21 protein-coding genes and 3 tRNA genes are annotated in these 22,749 nt (G+C 70.5%); 12 read left to right on the plus strand and 12 right to left on the minus strand.

The genetic code is table 11. The features are described 5' to 3' along the window. The first annotated feature begins 271 nt into the window (after positions 1 to 271). From ABCR83_RS10920 to ABCR83_RS10930, 3 genes are all read left to right on the plus strand, one after another. Positions 272 to 649 carry a hypothetical protein gene (locus ABCR83_RS10920; RefSeq protein ID WP_462694700.1) on the plus strand — a complete coding sequence of 126 codons (378 nt, stop codon included), beginning with the start codon at positions 272 to 274 and terminating at the stop codon, positions 647 to 649. Positions 650 to 794: 145 nt separating this feature from the next. Next, complete coding sequence (locus ABCR83_RS10925) at positions 795 to 1,385, plus strand: bifunctional DNA primase/polymerase (RefSeq protein WP_462694701.1); 591 nt, start codon at positions 795 to 797, stop codon at positions 1,383 to 1,385. Between the two features lie 56 nt (positions 1,386 to 1,441). After that, positions 1,442 to 1,515, plus strand: a tRNA-Lys gene (locus ABCR83_RS10930). A gap of 57 nt (positions 1,516 to 1,572) precedes the next feature. Here ABCR83_RS10930 and ABCR83_RS10935 read toward each other — a convergent pair. Further along, positions 1,573 to 2,790: a M6 family metalloprotease domain-containing protein gene (locus ABCR83_RS10935; RefSeq protein ID WP_462694801.1), complete on the minus strand. Its 1,218-nt coding sequence runs from the start codon at positions 2,788 to 2,790 to the stop codon at positions 1,573 to 1,575. Positions 2,791 to 3,205: 415 nt separating this feature from the next. On the opposite strand from ABCR83_RS10935, the gene ABCR83_RS10940 reads away from it, so the two are divergent. Beyond that, positions 3,206 to 4,966, plus strand: a complete 1,761-nt coding sequence (locus ABCR83_RS10940) for a putative bifunctional diguanylate cyclase/phosphodiesterase (RefSeq protein ID WP_462694702.1) — start codon at positions 3,206 to 3,208, stop codon at positions 4,964 to 4,966. A 35-nt stretch (positions 4,967 to 5,001) separates the two neighbouring features. Here the strand turns inward: ABCR83_RS10940 and ABCR83_RS10945 are convergent, their stop codons facing one another. Continuing rightward, positions 5,002 to 6,102: an LLM class flavin-dependent oxidoreductase gene (locus ABCR83_RS10945; RefSeq protein WP_462694703.1), complete on the minus strand. Its 1,101-nt coding sequence runs from the start codon at positions 6,100 to 6,102 to the stop codon at positions 5,002 to 5,004. A 231-nt stretch (positions 6,103 to 6,333) separates the two neighbouring features. Between ABCR83_RS10945 and ABCR83_RS10950 the strand changes: the two genes are divergently transcribed. The 5 genes from ABCR83_RS10950 to ABCR83_RS10970 all read left to right on the plus strand — a co-directional run bounded on the left by ABCR83_RS10950 (position 6,334) and on the right by ABCR83_RS10970 (position 9,420). Further along, positions 6,334 to 7,092, plus strand: a complete 759-nt coding sequence (locus ABCR83_RS10950; protein WP_462694704.1) for an IclR family transcriptional regulator — start codon at positions 6,334 to 6,336, stop codon at positions 7,090 to 7,092. A 66-nt stretch (positions 7,093 to 7,158) separates the two neighbouring features. Beyond that, positions 7,159 to 7,232, plus strand: a tRNA-Lys gene (locus tag ABCR83_RS10955). Between the two features lie 104 nt (positions 7,233 to 7,336). Then, the gene (locus tag ABCR83_RS10960) at positions 7,337 to 7,720 is read left to right on the plus strand and encodes a hypothetical protein (protein WP_462694705.1); all 384 of its coding nucleotides are present in this window, start codon (positions 7,337 to 7,339) and stop codon (positions 7,718 to 7,720) included. 78 nt (positions 7,721 to 7,798) lie between these two features. Further along, positions 7,799 to 8,569: a DsbA family protein gene (locus ABCR83_RS10965; RefSeq protein ID WP_462694706.1), complete on the plus strand. Its 771-nt coding sequence runs from the start codon at positions 7,799 to 7,801 to the stop codon at positions 8,567 to 8,569. Continuing rightward, positions 8,566 to 9,420 carry a cytochrome c biogenesis CcdA family protein gene (locus tag ABCR83_RS10970; RefSeq protein ID WP_462694707.1) on the plus strand — a complete coding sequence of 285 codons (855 nt, stop codon included), beginning with the start codon at positions 8,566 to 8,568 and terminating at the stop codon, positions 9,418 to 9,420. The genes ABCR83_RS10965 and ABCR83_RS10970 overlap by 4 nt, the downstream gene beginning before the upstream one ends. Here the strand turns inward: ABCR83_RS10970 and ABCR83_RS10975 are convergent. Next, positions 9,411 to 10,004, minus strand: coding sequence for a lytic polysaccharide monooxygenase auxiliary activity family 9 protein (locus ABCR83_RS10975; protein WP_462694708.1), 594 nt, complete (start codon positions 10,002 to 10,004; stop codon positions 9,411 to 9,413). The genes ABCR83_RS10970 and ABCR83_RS10975 overlap by 10 nt on opposite strands. A 217-nt stretch (positions 10,005 to 10,221) precedes the next feature. Next, positions 10,222 to 10,932: a C40 family peptidase gene (locus ABCR83_RS10980; protein ID WP_462694709.1), complete on the minus strand. Its 711-nt coding sequence runs from the start codon at positions 10,930 to 10,932 to the stop codon at positions 10,222 to 10,224. 249 nt (positions 10,933 to 11,181) lie between these two features. Here ABCR83_RS10980 and ABCR83_RS10985 point away from each other — a divergent pair. From ABCR83_RS10985 to glxA, 3 genes are all read left to right on the plus strand, one after another. Next, positions 11,182 to 11,255 (plus strand) — tRNA-Lys (locus ABCR83_RS10985). 386 nt (positions 11,256 to 11,641) lie between these two features. Next, positions 11,642 to 13,480, plus strand: coding sequence for a glycosyltransferase family 2 protein (locus ABCR83_RS10990; RefSeq protein WP_462694710.1), 1,839 nt, complete (start codon positions 11,642 to 11,644; stop codon positions 13,478 to 13,480). Further along, positions 13,477 to 15,435, plus strand: coding sequence for a radical copper oxidase GlxA (gene glxA / locus ABCR83_RS10995; RefSeq protein WP_462694711.1), 1,959 nt, complete (start codon positions 13,477 to 13,479; stop codon positions 15,433 to 15,435). The genes ABCR83_RS10990 and glxA overlap by 4 nt, the downstream gene beginning before the upstream one ends. Here glxA and ABCR83_RS11000 read toward each other — a convergent pair whose 3' ends face one another. The 8 genes from ABCR83_RS11000 to ABCR83_RS11035 form a co-directional block, all read right to left on the minus strand. Further along, the gene (locus ABCR83_RS11000; protein ID WP_462694712.1) at positions 15,436 to 16,491 is read right to left on the minus strand and encodes a glycoside hydrolase family 6 protein; all 1,056 of its coding nucleotides are present in this window, start codon (positions 16,489 to 16,491) and stop codon (positions 15,436 to 15,438) included. 168 nt (positions 16,492 to 16,659) lie between these two features. Beyond that, positions 16,660 to 17,322, minus strand: a complete 663-nt coding sequence (locus ABCR83_RS11005) for a class F sortase (RefSeq protein ID WP_462694713.1) — start codon at positions 17,320 to 17,322, stop codon at positions 16,660 to 16,662. Positions 17,323 to 17,341: 19 nt separating this feature from the next. Beyond that, positions 17,342 to 17,896, minus strand: a complete 555-nt coding sequence (locus ABCR83_RS11010) for a hypothetical protein (protein WP_462694714.1) — start codon at positions 17,894 to 17,896, stop codon at positions 17,342 to 17,344. Positions 17,897 to 17,985: 89 nt separating this feature from the next. Continuing rightward, the gene (locus ABCR83_RS11015; RefSeq protein ID WP_462694715.1) at positions 17,986 to 18,786 is read right to left on the minus strand and encodes an HAD-IIA family hydrolase; all 801 of its coding nucleotides are present in this window, start codon (positions 18,784 to 18,786) and stop codon (positions 17,986 to 17,988) included. Between the two features lie 89 nt (positions 18,787 to 18,875). Then, positions 18,876 to 19,937 carry a 2-aminoethylphosphonate ABC transporter substrate-binding protein gene (locus ABCR83_RS11020; RefSeq protein ID WP_462694716.1) on the minus strand — a complete coding sequence of 354 codons (1,062 nt, stop codon included), beginning with the start codon at positions 19,935 to 19,937 and terminating at the stop codon, positions 18,876 to 18,878. A 33-nt stretch (positions 19,938 to 19,970) separates the two neighbouring features. Then, on the minus strand, positions 19,971 to 20,768 hold the full coding sequence (locus tag ABCR83_RS11025; protein ID WP_462694717.1) for an ABC transporter permease subunit: 798 nt from the start codon (positions 20,766 to 20,768) through the stop codon (positions 19,971 to 19,973). Continuing rightward, the gene (locus ABCR83_RS11030; protein WP_462694719.1) at positions 20,755 to 21,642 is read right to left on the minus strand and encodes a 2-aminoethylphosphonate ABC transporter permease subunit; all 888 of its coding nucleotides are present in this window, start codon (positions 21,640 to 21,642) and stop codon (positions 20,755 to 20,757) included. The genes ABCR83_RS11025 and ABCR83_RS11030 overlap by 14 nt, the downstream gene beginning before the upstream one ends. Further along, on the minus strand, positions 21,623 to 22,735 hold the full coding sequence (locus ABCR83_RS11035; RefSeq protein WP_462694802.1) for an ABC transporter ATP-binding protein: 1,113 nt from the start codon (positions 22,733 to 22,735) through the stop codon (positions 21,623 to 21,625). The genes ABCR83_RS11030 and ABCR83_RS11035 overlap by 20 nt, the downstream gene beginning before the upstream one ends. Positions 22,736 to 22,749: the final 14 nt, after the last annotated feature.

A 22,749-nucleotide genomic window follows, 5' to 3' on the forward strand; every position in this document is an offset into this window, starting at 1 on the left:
ACCATGCGGTGCTGTCGCATCTGCACGAGCACCGAGTGCCATGGGCCCCCTGACCATCCGGCGGTACCCCGCGAACCGCCGGACGGAGTCCGGCACGCCGCCGGAGGCGGCCATCAGACACAGCCCGGACGGGTGGGAGGCGCACCATGCGGTGCTGTCGCATCTGCACGAGCACCGAGTGCCATGGGCCCCCTGACCGCCCGGCGGCGACGGCGCACTTGCGCCTCGCGGGAGAATAGATGGCGGTGCAGACGATCCTGGAGGTAAGTACATGTGCGAGCCGAAGCAGGCTCCCGGCGCGCGCGCCGGTGAGACGCGCCGCCTGAAGCCCGCGCCGTTGCTCTTCGAGCCACCCGAGACCGTCGCGGAAGCCGAGCACTTCTTCGACCTCGAGTCGATCGAGGACCCGCGCGAGCTGCTGGCGCGCTCGACGGAGCTGGCGTTGGCGTTTCGCGCGGCGGCCGACCGGGCGACCGAGTTCCAGGCGGTGGCGGCGGCCCAGCTCGCCGACCCCCGGCGCTTCGACCGGCTGCCGGCATCCGTGATCGCGGAGCGCGCCGAGTGGAGCGAGGACTACACCAAGAAGATGGTCGAGTTCGGCCAGGAGCTGCTGCGCGGCAGCGGAAACGGACGGCTCGGCGCCGACTGAGCACCGCACCACCCGGCACGGCCCATGATCCCGATCATGGGCCGTTGGCATATGCGGCGCGTAACCTAGCGCACCCCGCACCCCCCTGTCCCAGATTCCGGAAACTACGGCGAACAGCCGGTGACCGGCCGTCGAACATGGGGGCATGGACTCCAGGCCACGCCACCCGCACCCCGCCCGCTTCGTCTCCGCCCAGGTCAGCGCCGCCGGCGCCGAGTGGCTCGCCGACGCCAGCCCGTTCCCCCGCAGCGTGCGCGCCCTGTGGGCCGACAACCCCGGCGCCCCGATGGTGCTGCCCTGCGGCACCGCGTTCGATGTGATCGGCACCCCGGCCCTGTTCGGGCGCCGGATGCTCGACCGCTTATGGTCGGACGGCCCCGGCTCCGGCCCGGTCGCCGCACAGCACGGCCGGTTGCTGCTGTTCGCCACCCCCGGCACCGCCCAGCGGCTGCCCGCACTGCTGCGCTGGGAGGAGTGGGGCGGCCGCGGACACCCGGTGCCACCGCTGCTCTGCCACGGCACCGGCGATGCCCTGACCGTCCCCCCGCTGTGCCCACCGGACGAGACCGAACCCACCCCGCCCGCGGCCCGCTGGCTGATCGCCCCCGAGGTGCGCCACCCCTGGCTGCCCGGCCCCGAGACACTGCTCTGGGCCTGTGTCCGCACCGCCCGCGGGGGGCGAACGGACCACCGCCCCACCCCCGTGACCAGCACACCCGCCCTTCCCCGGGGCTGAAACATACGGATTTTCTTTCCACCGGACCAGGGTGCTAAAGTCTTCCACGTCAGCAGGCGCCGCTAGCTCAGTTGGTTAGAGCAGCTGACTCTTAATCAGCGGGTCCGGGGTTCGAGTCCCTGGCGGCGCACAGACGACTTTGAGGCCCCTCACCATCGGTGAGGGGCCTCAAGGCATTCCCTGGGGCTCACCCCCGGCTCACCCGCACCTGCCACGCCCCGCCCGCGCTGCGCCCGGCCACGGTCACCCGCACCCGGTCCGGTCCGGTGGACAGGGATTCGCCCACCCCCAGCGGGGCGTCCGCCAGCGGCGGATAGACGGACTCTCCGGAACAGGCCAGGCTGCCCGGATGCCCGTCCAGCACCTGGATGGGCCCACCGCCGGAGGGAGTGTCGCTGTGCACCCGGTAGACCAGTACCCCCTCCGAACAGGTGGTGGCGTCATTGCCGGACGCGACACGGGCCTCGATGGCGATGGCGCTGGTCAGGCCGGTACGGACCACCACCAGACGGGTGCGGGTGTCATGGCCCGGCTGCATGGGGGCCTCGAGCGGCTGGATGGTGTGCAGGCTGCTGCCGCGGCCGCTCACGCAGTCGACCTGGCGCACGGTGATCCAGCCGAGCTTCCACTTGTGCCAGGCGAAGGGGTCCGAGGCCAGTCCGAACTGGCTGCCCATGAGATCCCAGTCGCCCACATGGGTGTCCCAGTCGCCCTTGCCCTCCGTGGGCCGGTGGTAGAGGTCGGGCAGGTCCAGGACGTGGCCCGTCTCATGGGCGAGGACATTGCGGTCGGGCGGATGGTGCTCGAAGACCGTGACCACCCGGCGCAGCTCGGTGCCGTCCACGCTCAGCGGCCGGTCCAGGTTGACGACCTTGGTGGCGTCGGAGTCCACGCCCGGGGCGTCGGGGTCGGCGACCAGGTAGACCAGGCCGTACCGGCTGAAGTCCACCGTGCCATGGGCGGCGGCGATGGCGTCCCGCAGATAGGCGGAGCGCAGCTCCCCGTCCCAGTCGCGCTGTATGTGGTACGCGGTGGAGGGCCGAGGCATCCGGAACCATTGGTTCACCGGATGGGGCCGCACCGAGAACCGACCGTAGGAGGCCCGTTCGAAGAAGCGGGAGGTGCCGGGGAAGTGGTCGGCGACCAGCTGGGCCGGGGTGGTGGCGGGGCGGGAGTCCGGGAACGAGAGGAAGACCAGCACGGCGTCCAGCCGGCCGATGCCCCGGGGGTAGGCGGGGTTCCAGGTGTCCAGACCCTCGGAGTGATGGGCCTGGCTGCGGGGCAGCGCACACGGGCCGCCGGGTCCGACGGCCCGGGCGGGGCCTGCCACGACCGTCGCGGCGATCGCACAGAGGGCGGTGAATACCGCTCCGAAGCGGCGCAATCGCGGCCGGTCCACTCCCATGGGTGTCTGCGGACGCACCACGTCGACCTCCGGGGACGGATTCGGGACACCTCACCCACCCTCTGGTGGTTTGTGGCGGTATGCCCTGTTCCAGTCCCCCAGTCGAGTGACTAGGCCGACTTCTGGGTACATCACACTCAGTCACGGACGGTCAATCAACAAGGTCCAGCAGGCGCAGTCATGCAGCCTCAGGCGTGAGTGTGCATGGACGCACAAAAACGGTCAGACCAAGGACGGCGGCTCCACTGATCGCGGCCAAGCCGCTGGAACGGTCCCCGCGCGAGCTCTATGATCGCCACATTTCCAGCATGGAATTCCCCCTACAGGCGGCCATATGCCGCCATTTCGACCACGCGTATGAAAACCGTGAAAGCCGCACGAACAGTGCGGGACGAATGCCACGCGGGAGCGAGCGGTGAGCGGAACCCTCGACGGCCAGGGCGGCGCGCCGGGTGCGGCGGCGCCAACCGTCACGGAACGTAACGTCAACTCGAATGATTTCCGCGCTGCCTTCCACACCGCGCACCTCGGCATGGCCGTCGTCGGCCGCGACGGCCTGGTGCGCATCGCCAACGACGCCCTCGGCGCGCTGCTGGGCACCGACGCCGCCCGGCTCCAGGACTGCCCGGCGGCCGAGTTCACCGGCCTGCGCGAGGACTCACGGACCTGGAACGCCTACCGGGAGGTGCTACTCGGCCGCCGTGAGCGGCTCAACTGCACCCGTCGGCTGCGGCGTCCGGGCGGGCAGGCGGTATGGGCGGAGATCACGGTCACCCCGCTGCCGGACAGCTGCGACGCGCTGCTGTCCGTGGCGGACATCACCGAACGGCGCGATCTACGGGCGCGGTTGCGGCACTTGCGGATGCACGATCCGGTCACCCGGCTGCCCAATCGCAGCCTGTTCTTCGAGCGGCTGGCCGCGGCGCTGGCCGCGGCCTCCGTGGCCCGGGACGGCAGCGGCCGGATCGGACTGTGCTATCTCGACCTGGACGGCTTCAAGGCCGTCAACGACACCTTGGGCCACCGGGCCGGCGACCGGCTGCTGGGCGCGGTGGCCCGGCGGCTGACGGAGTGTGCGGCTCCCGGCGGGCATCTGGTGGCCCGGCTCGGCGGCGATGAATTCGCCCTGCTGGTCGAGGAGTCCGCGGGCACCGAGCAACTGATCAAGCTCGCCGCGTCCGTACAGGCCACGCTGCAGCGGCCGTTCGAGGTGGCGGGCCAGCGGCTGGCGGTGTCGGCCAGCATCGGCGTGGTCGAGCGCCCGGCCGCCGGGACGCACGCCACCGAGCTGATGCAGGCCGCGGACACCACGCTGTACTGGGCGAAGGCGGACGGCAAGGCCCGCTGGACCCTCTTCGACCCCGAGCGCAACGCCCACCGGATGACCCGGCAGGCCCTTTCCAGCACCTTGCGCCCGGCGGTCGAGCGGGGCGAGTTCGTGCTGCAGTACCAGCCGCTGGTGGGGCTGGGCGACGGGGTGGTACGAGGCGTGGAGGCGCTGGTGCGCTGGCGGCACCCGCAGTTCGGCACCCTGGCGCCGAATCGGTTCATTGGGCTGGCGGAGGAGACGGGCGCCATTGTGCCGCTGGGCCGTTGGGTGCTGGAAACGGCCTGCCGCCAGGCGCGGCGCTGGCAGCTGGACCGCCCGGACGAGCCACTGGTCGTCAGCGTGAATGTGGCGGTGCGTCAGGTCTGGGACTCCGACCTGGTCGCGGACGTGGCCGCGATCCTCGCCGAGACCGGGCTGCCGCCGCGGCTGCTGCAGCTGGAACTCACCGAGTCCGCGGTGATGGGCTCGGCGGGCCGACCGCTCCAACAGCTGCGGCAGCTCAGCGACATGGGCGTGGCCATCGCCATCGACGACTTCGGCACCGGCTACTCCAACCTCGCCTACCTCAGCCGACTGCCCGTCTCCACGCTCAAGCTCGACGGGTCCTTCGTTCACGGCTTCCGCGCGGGCGAACACCCCAACCCCGCCGACGAGATGATCGTCGAGGCCCTGGTCCAGCTCGCCCACCGGCTCGGCCTCACGGTCACGGCGGAGTGCGTGGAGAGCGCGGAACAGGCGGAACGGCTGGGCCGGATCGGCTGCGACACCGGGCAGGGCTGGTTCTACTCCCGGGCGGTGCCGGCCGAGCGGATCTCGGCATTGCTGGTGGAGGGGGTGCGGGCGTAACGACCTGGTCGGCGGTAGGGGGTGGGTGCCGGTGGTCACTCCGCGTCCGGCAGTCCATAGGTGTCCGCGATCAGCTCATAGCTGCGCAGGCGCGCGTCCGCGCCGTGCACATTGGAGGTGAGCATCAGCTCGTCGGCCCCGGTCCGCTCGACCAGTGCACCGAGGCCGTCGCGCACCTCGTCCGGTGTTCCGAACACCACATTGGTCAGCCGGTCGGCGATGAACTCCCGTTCTGCCAAGTTGGCTTCGTAAGCCGCCGCCTCCTCGGGGGTCGGCACCAGTCCCGGGCGCCCCATGCGGAGCCGGAGCATCGCCAAGGTTCCGGTCAGGACCTGCCGACGCGCCTCCTCGGTGCTGTCCGCGGCCAGTGCCTGGACGCCGATCTTGGCGTACGGCCGGTCGAGGACCTCGGACGGCCGGAAGGACTCGCGGTAGAGCTCGAGCGCCGGAACCGTGTTGGCCGCGGAGAAGTGGTGTGCGAAGGAGAAGGGCAGCCCGAGCAGCCCGGCGAGCCGCGCGCTGAAGCCGGAGGAGCCCAGCAGCCAGATCGACGGCCGGTCGGCGCGCTGCACTCCGCCGGGCACCCGCCCCTGAACGGGCCCGGGGACGGCGTGAATGGCGGCGTAGGGGTGGCCGTCGGGGAAGTCGTCGTCCAGGAACCGGGTCAGCTCGGACAGCTGCTGCGGGAAGTCGTCCGCCCCCTGCGCGAGCTCATCCGCGCGGCGCAGGGCCGCGGCGGTCGCGCCGTCCGTACCGGGTGCACGCCCCAGGCCGAGGTCGATGCGCCCCGGCGCGAGCGCCTCCAGGGTGCCGAACTGCTCGGCGATCACCAGCGGTGCATGATTGGGCAGCATCACGCCCCCGGAGCCCAGCCGGATGCGGTCCGTATGGGCGGCCAGGTGGGCGAGGAGCACGGCCGGGGAGGAGCTGGCGATGCCCGGCATCGAATGGTGCTCGGCGACCCAGAACCGGTGGTAGCCGCGCCGCTCGGCGAGACGAGCCAGCTCGGCGGTGGCCTCCAGCGCCTGCCGCGCGGTCCGGCCGCTGCCCACGGTGGCCAGGTCCAGTACGGACAGCGGCACCGGCGCGCTGCCCCGGGGCGTCGCACGAATGGTCTCGTCCTGCACTTCGGTCACGGATGGACCCGCCTCTCTGCTCGACTGCGTCGTGCACAGGCAACCGGAGTCATTCTCCGGTTATTCCCGGTCCTCGTCATTGGCATATGCCCAGGTCAAGAGCGCCTGGACAGAGGTACGGACCAGCCCCGATTCTGGTCAACTCACCCCACGCAAGGCCCTCTTCGCCCCTATCGTGGAGGGCGGGACGCCCGCCCGAGGGGGCGCCCATCGCGACCGCCAGGAGGAACCGTGGCGCTCAGGCCCGAGCCGACCGCACCATACCGCTCGGTGCAGTACGCCCTGCGGGTGCTGGAGACGGTCGCCCGGCACACCGGCGGGGTGAGCGAATCACAGCTCGCCCGCGAAACCGGGCTGCCCGTCGGGCACCTCGCCCACCTGCTGCTGATGCTGGGCCGCGAAGAGTACGTCCGGCGCACCGGCGACGGCGGGTACGTCCTCGGGGACTCCCTGGTGCTGCTGGCCTCGGGCGGCGACCGCGAACAGGCCCTGCGGGCCAAGCTCCAGCGGTCGCTGTCCACGCTGCGCGACCGGATCGGCGCCGCCGTCTACCTCAGCGGCTACATAGACGGTGAGGTCCGGATCACCCAGTACGCGGACGGGCCGCGCACGCCCAAGGTCAACGAATGGGTGGACTTCCGTACCGCCGCCCATGCCAGCGCGGTCGGCAAGTGCCTGCTCACCCAGCTCGATCACGACGATCGGCGCGACCACCTCTCCCGCCACCGGATCGCCCGGTTCACCTCACGGACGATCACCAATGAGAAGGCGCTCTTCCGCACCCTGGACGCCCAGCCCGCCACCGTTCCCGTCCTGGATCTCCAGGAATACGCGGTGGGCACGGTCTGCGCCGCGGTCCCCATAACGGCCGGCGCCGCCGTCGGCTCGCTGGCCCTCTCGCTGCCGCTCGCCCATGCCCACCGGCTGCGCGAGGCCGCCCGAACCCTGAACCGGCATGCGGCACCGATGCTGCTCTCGCTCACCATCTAGCGGGTCCCCTGGGGAGGGTGGTGAGAAGCACCCTTTTGGAGCAGGTAATATTTTCTCCGTCAGCAGGCGCCGCTAGCTCAGTTGGTTAGAGCAGCTGACTCTTAATCAGCGGGTCCGGGGTTCGAGTCCCTGGCGGCGCACCGACAGCCTTGGGGCCCCTCACCACCGGTGAGGGGCCCCAAGGCGTTCCCATCGGCCCGTAGCATGGGGGCGGCCCCGCCACACATACCGGAAGGAGCAGCCCGTGCCCCCGCGCCGTCGTCCGACAACAGCCGCAGCGCTCGTACTGCTGTTCCTCACGGTGGCCTTCGGGCCCATCGCCTCCGGCACCGGCCCGTCCGCCTCCGGGCTCGCGTCGACGGCCTCCGAGGTGCGGGCCCACACCTCGGACGCCCGGTCGGCGGAGGAGGCCCGGCCCCGCACCGACGGCGGCAGCTGCCGTCCGCGGGACCTGCCGCTGAAGGGCACCGAAACCGTGGTGACCCAGGGCCACACCGACCCGCTCACCGGCCCCGGCCCCGCCCGGTCCCCGCTCCCCCAGGCGCCCCCGCCGTCCAACGACTCCTCCAGGGCCCCACCCTCACCGGTCGTCGGCTGCGCCGAACTGCTCCCCGTCCTGCGGCTCTAGACCCGCCCCGCACGGCCCGCGCCGGGCCGTGCTGCGGCATGTCCGGATTTCACATGACTCATGGAGCTCTACTCACTCATGTCCAGCAGTAAGACGAAGATCAGGAAAACTACCAAGGCGTCCCTGTCCTCCCGCCGCCTCGCGGGCATCGGCGCCGTCCTCGCCCTGCTCGTGGCAGTGATCGCCGGGGGCATCGCCATCGCCGGTGGTTCCGGTGACTCCGGCAAGCGCGAGCCGTCCGCCGCCGAGGAGCCTTCCGCCGACCCGCAGCAGTCGACCTACGACCAGCTGGACCGAGCCACCAGCCGCCGCCGGAACGGCGACCCGCTCGCCATCGGCAAGCCGGACGCCCCGGTGGTGCTCGTGGAGTACGCCGACTACCAGTGTTCGTTCTGCGGCCGCTTCACCCGGGAGAACCAGCCCGAACTGATCAAGAAGTATGTCGACACGGGCGTGCTGCGCATCGAGTTCCGTAACTTCCCGATCTTCGGCGATCCCTCCCTGCGGGCCGCCCGCGCCTCCTGGGCGGCCGGACAGCAGGGCAGGTTCTGGCAGTTCCACGACGAGCTGTACGCCAGGACCCGCAAGGGCGACGCGCTCGCCGAGGAGAAGCTCGTCGAGCTGGCGCGCACGGCGGGCATCCGGGACCTCGACCGGTTCCGGGCCGATCTGAAGGACTCCGCCTCCCAGGAGGCCGTCAAGAAGGACCAGGACGAGGGCTACCGCCTCGGCGTCTCGAGCACCCCGTCCTTCCTGGTGGGCGGCCGCCCCATCGCGGGGGCGCAGCCGATGAAGGAGTTCGAGGACGCGATCGTCAAGGCCAAGGCGGCGAAGAGCGGCCGGAAATGACCGACATCGGCTATCTGGCCGCCTTCCTCGGCGGCACCCTCGCCCTGGTCAGCCCGTGCAGCGCACTGCTGCTGCCCGCGTTCTTCGCCTACTCGCTGGCCAGCCCCGGCAAGCTGCTGGCCCGCACCGGCGTCTTCTACCTCGGCCTGGCGACCACGCTGGTGCCGCTCGGCGTCGCCTCCACCGGCGTCAGCAGGCTCTTCAACGGCCACCGCGAGGTGCTCGTCACGGTGGGCGGCTGGCTGGTCATCGTCCTGGGTGCCGCCCAGATCCTCGGCCTCGGCTTCGCCTCCGGAAAGGCCCAGGCCGCCGCCGGGCGCATCACCCCGCGCTCGGCGGCGTCGACCTTCCTGCTGGGCTGTGTCTACGGTCTGGCCGGTTTCTGCGCCGGGCCCATCCTGGGCTCGGTCCTGATGGTGACGGCCGTGCACGGCAGCGCGGTGTACGGCGCGTCGATGCTCGCCGTCTACGCCCTGGGCATGGCGCTGCCGCTGTTTGTGCTCGCCCTGTGCTGGGACCGCTTCAAGCTCGGCACCCGCGGCTGGCTGCGCGGCCGCGAACTGCGGCTGGGCCGGCTGCGGCTGCACACCACCTCCCTGGTCTCCGGACTGTTCTTCATCGGGATCGGGGTGCTCTTCCTCGTCTATGACGGGGCCACCGGCCTGCCCGGGACCCTGGATGCCGACCAGGAGTTCCGGCTGGAGGAGTTCGCCTCCCGGGTGGGCGACGCGGTGCCCGACTACGCCCTGCTGGCCGTGATCGCGCTGGCGGTGGCGGGCGCCCTGGCGCGTCATGCACTGCGGCGCCCGCCGGAGGAGAAGCTGCCCGGGGGTGACGAGCCTCAGAGCTGAACGTCCGAGCAGGCATAGAACGCATTGCCGGTGTCGGCAATGGTCCACACCGCCAGGATCAGCTGCTTGCCGCTCTTCCCGGCCGGTATGACGCCATCGTGGGTGACCGTGGCATCCGGCACCCGCCCGTCGTAGGGGACCGTCAGGAACGGCTCGGGCTCCAGCTCCGAGCGGGTGAGCGGCCGGTTGGGGTCGTAGCCGTCATTGGTGATGTAGTAGCGGAAGTCCGTGGTGGCGTGCCGTGCGGTGAGCCGCCAGCGGAAGGTGTAGCTCTGGCCCGCGGTGACGCCGGTGGTGGGCCACTGGCCGCCGCGCGGGTCGTCGAGCTCGGCGAAGCGGCTGTTGCCGCCCGCACAGAGGGTGCCGTCGGCGGGGCCGGCGTCCGGGAAGCCCTTGGGCCCCTCGACGCTCTGCGGCTCCCACTGGATCTCCCCGCAGTCCTGCACGGTGCCCTTGGCGCAGAACTCCTGGCGGCTGGTGGGGGCGTCGGTGTAGCCGTGGCCGCTCGCGCCGCCGGCCGTGGCCAGTACGGACGCACAGGTGATTCCCAGGCCGACGATCACCGCACTGATCTTTTTGCGCATGCTTCGCTCCTCGAACGTGGGGGGGTTCTGTGAGCTAGGTGGGGGGTGACGGCACACGGACACGACGCCATGCCGAAATGACGTGTGGCGAGAGGCCGCCCATGCGGTCTAGACCAAGTCGGAGGCTAGTACCGTGGAATGGTCATGTCCAGGCCAAAGTGGCCGAGGTTTCGACCGCCGCCCCACCACCGCCCAACCGCCGCCCCACCGGGCGCAGTCAGCAGTCGTCCCCGCCCGTACCGCGGTCGCACTCATCCAGCTCCGCACAGGACTCCGGGCACCGGGCAGGCTCGGGCGGACGAGCGACCCGGCCATAGAGATTCGGACTGTAGTCCGAAAATGTGGAGATGCGGACCTTTGTCCCGGGCCGGGCCGCCTCCAGATAGCGCCCGTCGCCCAGATAGATCGCGACATGGTGAACACCGGACGCCCGGCCATTGCCGGACCAGAAGACCAGGTCACCGCGGCGCAGCTCGCCACGCTTGATGCGGCGGGTGGCCCGGTACTGGTCCGCGGCGATACGGGGCAGGGTGACACCCGCCCGGCGATAGGCCTGCTGGATGAGGCCGGAGCAGTCCCAGCGGTGCGGGCCGTTGCCGCCCAGGGCATAGGGATCGCCGAGGTGGGCGAGGGCATAGCCGACGGCCTGTTCCAGCCCGCGGTCCACGCCGTCGCCCGCCTCGGCCTCGGGAAGCGCCTCGGGCGACGACTCGTCCTGGGACGTCTGCCTCGGTGGCGCATCGGGCGGCTCGGTGGCGGTGGAGACCGGGCTCGAGCCCGCTATGACGGCCGCACCCACGGCCGCCACGATCGCGCCCCGGACCGCACACCGCCGGGCGCCGCCGCCTCCCGCCCGGGATGCGGCACAGGGCCCACAGGGGCAGTCGCCGGGCGTCCCGGGTATCTCCGCGTGATCCGGTATCCGCATCGTTCTGCCGCCTTTCGGCACAGTCCGTATCAAAGCGGTCACCGGCGGGCGTGCCTACGCGACTCCGGCACCGCTCGGCACAGCCTCTCAACCGTCCGGCCGCCCCGCATGCCGCGGCCGCGGCCGTGCGCAGCCCCAGAGCCCCGCCCGGACAGGGCGGGCGGGGCTTTGGCAGGCGGGGCCGCCGAGTACTCCACCAGGGTGGTCAGGTGCACCCTCAGGAGTGAGGTAGAGTTTCTCCGTCAGCAGGCGCCGCTAGCTCAGTTGGTTAGAGCAGCTGACTCTTAATCAGCGGGTCCGGGGTTCGAGTCCCTGGCGGCGCACCGACAATCTTGAGGCCCTTCACCTATCGGTGAGGGGCCTCAAGGCGTTCTCCGGAGACTCGGTCCTGCCGATCAAGCGAATGATCAAACGAATGGCCGGATGAGCGCCGGAGGCGACCATTCACGACCACTTCAGCAACATTCGTACACATCTTCGCTTGGCGTACCACTTTGCCCGGTAAACAGCTTGTTTCACCCTTGCGATCATGATGCCCCGTCAGAGATCCTGAACAGACAGCTCCATCCCAACATCACGGTCATCCCAGTGAGTTGGGCAGTGCCGGAGGGAGCCGGCACTCCAGCGCCCGCGCCCGGCCGAGGGGGCCCGGCAGGGCCATTGCACTGGCACACCACGCAGTTCAGCCTGCGTGCGGGGGGAATGACTCATGACGTCCACGCCTGCCGACGCCCGGCAGCAGACATTCGACCCAGCGGTGACCGCGCGGGTGCGGGTCCCCGTCCCGCCCGGTCCCCCGGACCAACGGCGCGGCAGCACACCCCATCCGGCACGGCCGCCGCATCACCACAAGGCGCGCCCGCGCTATGACTACGAGCACTACAGCCGGCTGGCCGGTCCCCTGACACAGCCTCAGCCCGGCCCCTACCGGGTCCGCTACCGCAGCCTGCTCGCCGACGAACCACACCGGATCAAGGCCGCGCTGCTGCTCGGCGCGGCCCCCGTGGTCTCGCTCACCCTGCTCATCTGGCTGATGCAGCCCGCGCACTGGACCCAGCGGCAGAACGCCACCCCGCTGATGCAGGTACTGGACACCGTGATGCTGGTGTCCATCGGGCTCATCGAACTCTTCCGCACCATGAACGTCACCTCCAACGCCCATGCCACGCTGGTGGCCCGCGACCCGATACCCGTCGTGCCCGAGACCGGCACCAGGGTCGCCTTCCTCACCTCGTTCGTGCCGGGCAAGGAACCGATCGAGATGGTGACCCGCACCCTGGAGGCGGCGGTGCGGGTGCGGCACCGCGGGCCGGTGCACGTCTGGCTGCTCGACGAGGGCGACGACCCCGAGGTGAAGGAGGTCTGCAGAAGGCTCGGAGTGCGCCACTTCACCCGCAAGGGCATCGAGAAGTGGAACCAGCCGAAGGGCCCGCACCGCGCCCGGACCAAACACGGAAACTACAACGCCTGGCTGGCCGCACACGGCGACGACTACGACTACTTCGCCTCCGTCGACACCGACCACGTACCACTGCCCAACTTCCTCGAGCGGATGCTCGGTTACTTCCGTGACCCCGATGTCGCCTTTGTCGTTGGACCGCAGGTGTACGGGAACTACGACGCCGCCGTCACCAAGGCGGCCGAGAGCCAGCAGTTCCTCTTCCACGCCCTCATCCAGCGCGCCGGCAACCGCTATGGCGCGCCCATGTTCGTCGGCACCAACAATGTGGTGCGCATCAGAGCCCTCAAGGGCATCGGCGGCCTCTATGACTCGATCACCGAGGACATGGCCACCGGCTTTGAACTCCACCGGCACCGCAACCCGGCCACCGGCCACAAGTGGCGCTCCGTATACACCCCGGACGTCCTCGCCGTGGGAGAGGGCCCGAACGCCTGGACGGACTTCTTCACCCAGCAGCTGCGCTGGTCCCGGGGCACCTACGAGACGATCCTCAAGCAGTACTGGAAAGGGCCGTTCACCCTGTCGCCGGGCAAGTTCCTCAACTACTCGCTGATGGTCATCTATTACCCGATGACGGCGGTCAACTGGATGCTGGGCGCTATGAGTTGCGCGCTCTTCCTCGGCCTGGGCGCCTCCGGGATCCAGATCGACTCCCAGGTCTGGATGATGCTCTACAGCGACGCCGCCGCCCTGCAGATCGGCCTCTACGTCTGGAACCGCCGGCACAATGTCTCCCCGCACGAACCCGAGGGCTCCGGCGGGCTCGCGGGCATGGCGATGTCCGCCCTCTCCGCACCGATCTACGCACGCTCGCTGATGGACGCCGTGCTGCGCCGCAAGAGCCGCTTCGTGGTGACCCCCAAGGGCGACTCGGCCAGCCCGGACACCCTCTTCGGCACCTTCCGCATCCACCTCTTCTTCCTCGCGGTCTTCGGCGGTTCGCTGCTGGCCTCGCTCTTCCTGGGCCACACCCATGTGGCGATGCGCACCTGGGCGGTGCTCGCCGTGGCGGTCTCGGTCGCGCCGATCGTCGCCTGGTGGTGGACCACGCGTCACAGCAAGCAGCCCGAGGGGACAGCGCCATGAGATTCCGGCCGTATCAGATCAGCCGCCGCACCCGCCGCACCGCCATCGGTGCGGCGGCCGTCCTCGTTCTGGCGGGCATGAACGGGCCGGCGATCTGGGGATACGCCTCCGACCAGTACCACGAATACAAGATCAACCAGACCAAGTACAAGGCCAGGAACGGCCATTGGGCCGAGGTGGACGTCCCCGCGGAGTACCGGATCAACACCATCCACGCCGCACTGCTGCACACCGGCAAGGTGCTGCTCGTCGCGGGCTCCGGCAACAACGCCGCCAACTTCAAGGCCAAGTCCTTCCGTACGGTCCTCTGGGATCCGGCGAAGAACACCTACCAGGACATCCCCACCCCCAAGGACCTCTTCTGCGCCGGGCACACCCAACTGCCCGACGGCAACCTCCTGGTGGCGGGCGGCACCCAGCGCTACGAGAAGCTGGAGGGCGATGTCACCAAGGCCGGCGGCCTGATGATCGTCCACAATGAGAACCCCGACAAGCCGATGACCTTCCCCGCCGGCACCCGCTTCACCGGCAAGCAGACGGGCAAGACCTTCGAGTCCAAGGACGCCCTGCTGGTGCCGCGCGCCAAGAAGGCCCAGGACGGCACCACGGGCAAGGTCACCGTGACCGCTAGCACCGCACGCGTCTATGTCGAGGCGCTCAAAAAGGGCCACGCCCATGAGACCGGGCTCACCGACAACTACCGCATCGAGGGCCTGACGGGCGACGACGCCCGGAACTCCTATGGCATCGCCAACAAGCTGTCCTTCGACAAGAAGGACTTCCAAGGCATCAAGGATTCCTTTGAGTTCGACCCGGTCGCCGAGCGCTACATCACGGTCGACCCGATGAACGAGGCCCGCTGGTATCCGACGCTGACCACCCTCCCCGACGGCAAGGTCCTCTCCGTCTCCGGCCTGGACGAGATCGGCCAGGTCGTCCCCGGCAAGAACGAGGTCTTCGACCCCAAGACCAAGAAGTGGACCTACCTCCCCCAGCAGCGGTTCTTCCCCACCTACCCGGCCCTCTTCCTCGCCGACCGGGGCAGGATCTTCTACACCGGCTCCAACGCCGGTTACGGCCCGGCCGACAAGGGCCGCGACCCGGGGCTCTGGGACCTGCAGAGCAACCGGTTCACCGGGGTGCCCGGCATCAGCGACCCGGACATCCTGGAGACCTCGATGTCCGTGCTGCTGCCACCCGCCCAGAAGCAGCGCTATATGGTGCTCGGCGGTGGCGGCGTGGGCGAGGACAAGAAGTCCACCGCCAGGACCCGCATCGTCGATCTGCACGCCGACCGGCCACGCTTCCGCAATGGGCCCGACCTCTACGCCAAGGCCCGTTACCCCAGCAGCGTCATCCTCCCCGATGACACCGTGCTGACCACCAATGGCTCCGGTGACTACCGCGGCCGCAGCGCCTCCAACGTCCTCAAGGCCGAGCTGTACGACCCCTCCTCGAACAGCTCCCGCCCGGTGGCCGATCCGCTGGTGGGCCGCAACTACCACTCCGGCGCACTGCTGTTGCCCGACGGGCGGGTGATGACCTTCGGCTCCGACTCGCTCTACGGCGACAAGGACAACACCACCGCAGGCACCTTCCAGCAGGAGATCGACCTCTACACCCCGCCCTATGGCTACCGGTCAACCCGCCCCAGGCTCAAGGGCGGCGAGCCACGGACGGTGAAACTGGGCGACAAGACCGGCTACCGGGTGGAGTCCGCGCACCCCGTGGCGAAGGCGCGGCTGATCCGCCCCGGCTCCTTCACCCATGTCACCAACATCGAACAGCGGTCCATCGCCCTGGACTTCACCAAGGCGGCCGACCAGGTGACCGTCACCCTGCCCAAGGACCCGTCCCTGGTGCCGCCCGGCTGGTACATGCTGACCCTGGTCGACGACCAGGGCACCCCGTCGGAGGCGGCGTGGGTCAAGGTGCCGGTGGCCGAAGGGGGCTGATCAGAACCGCGCGTTACGGGCCAGCTCCAGCGCATAGGACTCCCACCACTGCCCGGCGTCCGGCCCCCCCTTGCAGGCCCCGTCCGACTCCCCGGGCCGCTTGATCCAGAGATAGGCGTCCACCAGCTTGTCGCCGGTCCTGGTGGTCGGCGGCTCGCCGAGCGCCCGCCCGGAGGGGTTGCACCAGGCCTTCTCGTGATCCTCGTCGGACAGCGGGCCATTGCCGTTGCGGCTGGTGTCGATGACAAAGTGCTTGTCCCCCAGCAGGGCCGAGAGTGTGCGCCCGTACTCCTTGCTGGCCTTTGTCGTCTGGAAGTTGGAGACATTGAGCGCAAAGCCATCGGCCTGCTCGACGCCGGCCCGCTTCAGCGGCTCGGCCATCCGGTCGGCCGGCGTGACCCAACTGGGGTTGCCCGCATCCAGATACACCTTGGTCCTGGGCAGCGCCTTGAGCTTGGCGACGGCCTCCTTGAGCAGCGCGTACCGCTCCTCGTGGTACCGCTGGGGGGTGCAGCCGTCCTCCATGTGCGGCAGGGCGTCGGGCTCCAGCACCACCGTGGCCCTGCGGTCGCCGATGCCCTTGGCCGCGCTGTCCAGCCAGGCCCGGTAGGAGTCGCCGTCGGAGGCACCGCCCTGGGAGTACTGGCCGCAGTCGCGGTGCGGGATGTTGTAGAGCACCAACACCGCGTCCCGGTCGGCCTTGGCGGCGGCCTCGGTGAAGCCCCGGGTCTGGTGCTCCGGCTCGTCGACACCGATCCACTCGGCGATCGGCTGGTCGGCGATCTTCGCGATCAACGAGGCGTCCTGGCCCTTGCCCGCCTGGCGGAGCTTGACGACCTCCTTGGCCGCGGTACCGTCCGGGTTCACCCAGAAGGGCGACTGCGCCTTGGGCAGTTGGGAAGGGAGCGGTGCGGCCGCGGACTTCTCGGGCGCGGGCTGGGAGGAGGAGTTGTCGAAGGAACAGGCACCGAGGAGGAGCAATGTCCCGGCCGCCGTGCCCGCTCGCGCCAGCGTCGCGCGGATCCGGCGGGTGCGGCCGGTGTGACTGCCGTACATCCACTCCCCCTTGGGTGTACTTCCGGGAGACGCCTTCAGCCCCCTCGGGACATGACCGGTCCCTCCCATGCTGACACAGCCACACCCGCCACCGTGGGCGGTCTTCTCATGACACGGCGTCAAATCGCCCTGTCGGAGCACCGTGCGCGCGCCGTTCGCCTCGGGTTCTCATTGCCTTCCGGCGCCCGTCAGATAGGCCGAGACCACCACGTTCGCGCTGTACGAGCGCCGGGCGTGGTCATAGTCGCCGCCGCAGGTGATCAGGCGCAGTTCGGCCCGGTCCGGCTCGCGCGGACCGTATACCTTCATGGCGTCGAAGCGGTCCTTGGCCACCACGGCGACGTCCTCGACGGTGAACTCGGCGGTGGAGCCGTCGGCCCGGGTGACGCCGATCGTCTCGCCGCGCCGGAGGCTGCCGAGGTCGTAGAAGACGGCCGGTGCCCGGTCGGTGTCCACATGGCCGACCAGCACGGCCGCGCCGGGGGTGCCGGGCTGTGGACCGCCCTGGTACCAGGCCACCGCGCCCGGGCGGTCGTACGGCGGTGGCTCCACCGCGCCCAGGGGGTCCAGTCCATGGCCCTCGATCGGGGCCCGCAGTCCCATCGCCCTGATGGTGAGCCGCTGCGGCCGGGCGGCGGACAGCGGCCGGCGGGACGGGGGCAGCGGCCGGGCGGGCGGCCGGCCGGCGGCGGCCACATCGCCGGTCGTCGGGGCCGCGGCGGCCGGACCCTCGGTCGCCTCCCGTCCCCACAGCCACAGGGCGAGCAGCAGTATCGCCCAGGCCACGCCGGTCAGCAGGCGGCCATGACCCCCGGTGCGCGGTTCGGACATGACGCGGGATCGCCTTCGCTCAGCGTTTGGCCGCGTTGTTACGGCGGCGGTACCAGATCAGCCCGCCGGCGATCAGCACCCCGGTGCCGCCGACGATGAGGCCGGGCACTCCGGGGGCCGCTGCCGCAGCGTCGGGCGCGCTGCCGCCGCCGCCCGCGTGCACCGGCGCGATGGGCAACCCGTCATGGTGGTCGGCGTCCTGGCCGTTCCGCCCGTCGCGGCCGTCGTCGAGGACGGTGAGCTGTCCCTCCACCGCCCCGTGCCGGCCGTCGCAGTCGACCCTGACCGGATAGCTGCCGGTGGTCATCGTCGAGCGGACGGTCGCGTCGGCGACATACCCGGTCACGTCCTTGGCCAGCCTGGCGTCGGTGACAAAGGCATCGGAGACGGCGGTCGCGCGCGCCGAGGCACAACCGGAGACCCGCAGCTGCACTTCGGCGCCCGGCCGGCTGGTGACCGGGTAGAACTCGACCGTGCCGGGCCGCGCGGCGGGGTCGCCGAGGGCGTGGGCGGGCGCGGCGGTGACGGCGACCGCCGTCAGGGCACCGCACAGGACGGAGCGGACTGAGACCATGGTGAACCTCCTGGTTCAGGTTCACCCGGCGGGCCATGCCCTCGCATCCGCTCCGTGCCGGTGTTACTCCATTCAGCGACCCTGAGTCATCAGACCGGATCGACGACGTCGGTGACCAGACCGACGAGATCGGCGATCGAGTCGACGACCCGGGACGGCCGGAAGGGGAAGCTCTCGACCTGGTGCGGCCGGGTGACCCCGGTCAGCACCAGGAAGGTCTCCATGCCGACCTCGAGACCGGCCAGCACATCGGTGTCCATCCGGTCGCCGATCATGGCGCTGGTCTCCGAGTGGGCGCCGATGAGGTTGAGCCCGTGCCGCATCATCAGCGGGTTGGGCTTGCCGACGAAATAGGGCTCGCGCCCGGTGGCCTTGGTGATCAGCGCGGCCACCGAGCCGGTGGCGGGCAGCGCCCCCTCGGCGGACGGGCCGGTCTCGTCGGGGTTGGTGGCGATGAACCGGGCCCCGCCGTTGATCAGCCGGATCGCCTTGGTGAGCGCCTCGAAGCTATAGGTACGGGTCTCGCCGAGCACCACATAGTCCGGGTCGGCGTCGGTGAGGACATAGCCGATGTCGTGCAGGGCGGTGGTCAGCCCCGCCTCGCCGATGACATAGGCGGTGCCGCCGGGGCGCTGGTCGTCCAGGAACCGGGCGGTGGCCAGCGCGGAGGTCCAGATGTTGCCCACCGGTACGTCGAGCCCGATCCGCTTCAGCCGGGCGTGCAGGTCGCGGGGCGTGTAGATCGAGTTGTTGGTCAGGACCAGAAAGGGCCTGCCGGAGTCGCGGAGCCGCTTGACGAAGGCGTCCGCCCCCGGCACCGGGATCCCCTCGTGCATCAGCACACCGTCCATGTCGGTGAGCCAGGACTCGATCGGCTTGCGCTCTGCCACTGCGGGACTCCTGAGATGCCTTGCCCGGAACTGCGGGGACACGCCGGGACGCCGCCACTCGTGCCGCGCCCCGGCACCTTCAAGGGTAATCAGCTGCCGGTGGCCGCCTTCCACCCGTCGACATAGGAGGAGAGGTTCTTGTCGATGTCCGCCCAGTCGGGGCGGAAGACCTCCACCCCCTTCATGATCTTCTCCAGTGCGGCGGCGTTCCGGTCGGTGGCCTTGATGTCCGTACGGGAGGTGAATCCGCCCGCCACCGTGGAGACCTGCCGCTGGACGTCCTGGGAGAGCAGATAGTCCAGGAACTTCTTGGCGTTGGCGGTGTGCGGGGCGCTCTTCACCAGCCCGGCCGCATAGGGCAGGGCCAGGGTGGTGGGCTTTCCGTCCTGGCCCGCCGGGAAGAAGATGCCCTGATTGGGCATGGACCTCATATCGGCGTAGTTCATCTGGACATCGCCGTTGGCGACCAGGAGTTCGCCCTTGTCGGTCTTGGGGGCGAGCTGGCCCGTCGAGGAGGACGGGCCGACATTGTTCTTCTGGAGCTTCTTCAGATAGTCCAGGGCGGCGTCCTTGCCGCCGAAGTCGTGCATGGCCTTGACCAGTACGGCCGTGCCGTCACCGGCGACACCGGGGGTGGAGTACTGCAGCCTGCCTTTGTACCTGCCGTCCAGCAGGTCGTTCCAGGTCTTCGGCGGAACCGGCTGGTCCTTGGATATGTGGTAGATAAAGCACAGGTAGTTGTTGACCACCGAGGTCCACTTGCCGGACGGATCCTTGTCGCCGGCCGCGACCTTGTCCGCGCCCTGCGGCGTATATGCGGCCAACAGCCCCTTGTCGTCCGCCTGCTGGATGAACGGCGGCAGGGTGACGACCACATCCGCCTTGGTGTTGGACCGCTCCCGGGCCAGGCGCTGCACCATCTCCCCGGATCCGCCTTCCACATACTTCACCTTGACCCCGGTCTCCTTCTCGAAGTCCTTGAAGATCTTGTCGTAGAAGCCTGAGCCGTCCTCGGCCTTGAGGCCGTCGGCGCTGTAGACGGTGATTTCCTTGGCGTCGGCGTCCGTTGCGGATCCGCCGCAGGCGGTCAGCGACGAGCCGAGGGCGAGGGCGCCGAGAGCGGCGGCGAGCGGCTTGCGGGAGCGGGCCATGACGTGTCGAACTCCTTGGTGGATCACGATGGTTCAGCGATAGGTGGCTCTGGTGCGGATACGGGAGACGGCGAGCAGGACGAGCAGCGTGCCGGCCATCAGCAGCACGGCGAGGGCCGCCCCGGCGAACAGCGCGCCCCGGTCGGTGGCGGCGAAGATCTTGACGGGCAGCGGCAGCCAGTCCGGCGGGTAGAGCATCATGGTGGCGCTCAACTCGCCCATGGACAGGGCGAAGCAGAGCCCGCCGGCGGCGGAGAGCGAGGGCAGCAGCAGCGGCAGCTTCACCCGCCGCAGCACATACCACGGGCCGGCGCCCAGGCCGGCGGCGCTCTGCTCGTACGCCGGGTCCAGGCGGGCGAGCGCGGCGGTCACCGACTGGTGGGCAAAGGCGGTGACCAGGACCGCATGCGCGATGATCACGATCTGTGGGGTGCCGTTGAGCAGCAGCGGCCGCTGGGAGAACGCGACCAGCAGCGACAGCCCGACGACCACCGACGGCACGGCCACCGGAAGCAGGAACAGGGCGTCGATCACCCGCCGCCCCCGCCGGCGCAGCGCCTGGGCCGCCAGCGCGGACCAGGTGCCGGTGGCCAGCGCGGCCAGGCTCGCCGCGAGGGCGGTGAGCAGGCTGGTGGTCAGCGCGTCCAGGGCGTCGCCCCGGACGATGTCCCGGTAGTGCGCCAGGGTGGCGCCGGAGGGCAGCGCCCCGCTCCAGTGGGTGGCGAAGGACGCGCCCAGGATCACCAGGAACGGCAGCGCGAAGACGGGCAGGAAGAGCGCGAAGAACACGGCCCACACCGCCCAGCGGGCGCGGCGGCTATGCACGAGCACGGCGGGTGCCTCCTGGGTTGTCACGGGCTGGGTTGTCACGGGCGACGAGCAGCCGGTAGAGGCCGTAGAGCGTCACGGACAGCGCGATGTTGACCACGGCGACCACACAGGCGCCCGGGTAGTCGCCGTCGAGGATCGCCTTGCCGTAGACCAGCATCGGCAGGGTGGTGACCCCCTTGGCCCCGGTGAAGAGCACGATCCCGAACTCGTTGAGGCACATCACCAGCACCAGGGAGCCGCCCGCCGCGAGCGAGGGCAGCGCCTCGGGCAGGATCACCTGCCGCACGATCCTCGGCGCCCTGGCCCCGAGCGAGGCGGCGGCCTCCAGTTGGGCGGTCTCCAGCTGGGAGAAGGCGGCGAGCAGCGGGCGCATCACAAAGGGCGTGAAGTAGGTGATTTCCGCGAGGAGTACGCCCCAGCGCGTGTGCAGGAAGTCAAACGGTCCGCCGGCCGCGCCGGTGACGTCCGTCCACAGGCCGTTGGCCATGCCGACGGTGCCATAGATGAACAGCAGGGCAAGGGTGATGAGGAAGGAGGGGAAGGAGAGGAACACATCGATGAACCGGCCCAGCGCCTTGCCGCCCGGGAACGGGACGAAGCCGATGACCAGCGCGAGGACAAAGCCGAGCAGCAGCGCGCCGGCGGTGGCGCCGACGGCGATCAGCACGGTGTTCCACAGGGCGTCGCGGAAGGCGGCCTGGGCGAAGACCTCGCGATAGGCGGAGAAGGCGGATCCGCCGGACTCCGGCGTGAGCGACTGCCTGACGACCAGCGCGAGCGGATAGAGGAAGACCAGCCCCAGGGCGGCGACCGGCGGCAAGGCCCACAGCCAGGAAGCCCGTTGGCGGACCGTCTCACCGGTCACCGGCGACACCCCCCGTCCCCGCGGGCAGCAACACCGCGTCCTGGGCGGCGAAGTGCAGGGTGATCTCGTCGCCCAGGGCGGGCGTCTCGCGCAGCTCCCGCAGGTCCGCCATCAGTCGATGCCCGTCGACGTCCACATACAGCCGATGGGTGGCCCCACGCCACTGCACCTCGGCGACCCTGCCGCGCAGCGCGTTCGTCCCGGCACCCAGCCCGACCAGGTGCGGACGTACGCACAGCACGGCCGAGACCCCCGGCGAGACACCGCCGACCGGCACCTCCAACTCCCGCCCGGCGAAGCGGACCCCGCCCTCGGCGACCTTCACCGGCAGCAGGTTCGCCTGGCCCACGAACGACGCCGTGAACTCCGTGCGCGGCCGCCGGTAGAGCTCTCGCGGCGTGTCGCAGTCCTGCAGCCGGGCCCGGTCCATGACCGCGATCCGGTCGGCCAGGGTGAGCGCCTCGACCTGGTCATGGGTGACGTACAGCATGGACACCTCGGGCAACTCCCGGTGCAGCCTGGCCAGTTCGGCCAGCATCCCGGACCGCAGCCGGGCGTCCAGCGCGGACAGCGGCTCGTCCAGCAGCAGCACGCCCGGCCGGATGGCCAGCGCCCGGGCGATGGCCACCCGCTGCTGCTGGCCGCCGGACAGCTCGCGCGGGTAGCGCCTGGCGTAGGCCGCCATGCCGGTCATCTCCAGCACCTCGGCGACCCGGGTGGCGATCTCGCCGCGCGGCGCCTTCCGCGCCTTGAGGCCGAAGGCGACATTGGCGTCCACCCGCATATGCGGGAAGAGCGCGTACTGCTGGACGACCATGCCCACCCCACGCCGGTGCGGGGCGAGCCCGGTGACGTCCCGGCCGCCGATCAGCACCCGCCCGGCGGTGGGCCGGACGAATCCGGCCAGGGCGCGCAGGGCGGTGGTCTTGCCGGACCCGGAGGGGCCGAGCAGGGCCATCACCTCGCCGGGTGCCACGGTGAGGTCGAGCGAGTCGAGCACGACATGGTCGCCATAGGCGACGCTCACACCGTCGAAGCGGATGCCGCCGCGCGGCGGCCCGGCGGGTACCGAGCCGCCGCCGGCCCGCGAGGCGGGCGCCAGGGCACCGCGCCGGG

It is taken from the genome of Streptomyces xingningensis (assembly GCF_054957865.1).

What these genes read in the sequence shown, in the direction of transcription:
- ABCR83_RS10920 (WP_462694700.1), top strand. Translation starts at nt 272, where the DNA reads ATGTGCGAGCCGAAGCAGGCTCCCGGCGCGCGCGCCGGTGAGACGCGC.
- ABCR83_RS10925 (WP_462694701.1), top strand. Translation starts at nt 795, where the DNA reads ATGGACTCCAGGCCACGCCACCCGCACCCCGCCCGCTTCGTCTCCGCC.
- ABCR83_RS10935 (WP_462694801.1), bottom strand. Translation starts at nt 2,790, where the DNA reads ATGGGAGTGGACCGGCCGCGATTGCGCCGCTTCGGAGCGGTATTCACC.
- ABCR83_RS10965 (WP_462694706.1), top strand. Translation starts at nt 7,799, where the DNA reads ATGTCCAGCAGTAAGACGAAGATCAGGAAAACTACCAAGGCGTCCCTG.
- ABCR83_RS10970 (WP_462694707.1), top strand. Translation starts at nt 8,566, where the DNA reads ATGACCGACATCGGCTATCTGGCCGCCTTCCTCGGCGGCACCCTCGCC.
- ABCR83_RS10975 (WP_462694708.1), bottom strand. Translation starts at nt 10,004, where the DNA reads ATGCGCAAAAAGATCAGTGCGGTGATCGTCGGCCTGGGAATCACCTGT.
- ABCR83_RS10980 (WP_462694709.1), bottom strand. Translation starts at nt 10,932, where the DNA reads ATGCGGATACCGGATCACGCGGAGATACCCGGGACGCCCGGCGACTGC.
- ABCR83_RS10990 (WP_462694710.1), top strand. Translation starts at nt 11,642, where the DNA reads ATGACGTCCACGCCTGCCGACGCCCGGCAGCAGACATTCGACCCAGCG.
- glxA (WP_462694711.1), top strand. Translation starts at nt 13,477, where the DNA reads ATGAGATTCCGGCCGTATCAGATCAGCCGCCGCACCCGCCGCACCGCC.
- ABCR83_RS11000 (WP_462694712.1), bottom strand. Translation starts at nt 16,491, where the DNA reads ATGTACGGCAGTCACACCGGCCGCACCCGCCGGATCCGCGCGACGCTG.
- ABCR83_RS11005 (WP_462694713.1), bottom strand. Translation starts at nt 17,322, where the DNA reads ATGTCCGAACCGCGCACCGGGGGTCATGGCCGCCTGCTGACCGGCGTG.
- ABCR83_RS11010 (WP_462694714.1), bottom strand. Translation starts at nt 17,896, where the DNA reads ATGGTCTCAGTCCGCTCCGTCCTGTGCGGTGCCCTGACGGCGGTCGCC.
- ABCR83_RS11020 (WP_462694716.1), bottom strand. Translation starts at nt 19,937, where the DNA reads ATGGCCCGCTCCCGCAAGCCGCTCGCCGCCGCTCTCGGCGCCCTCGCC.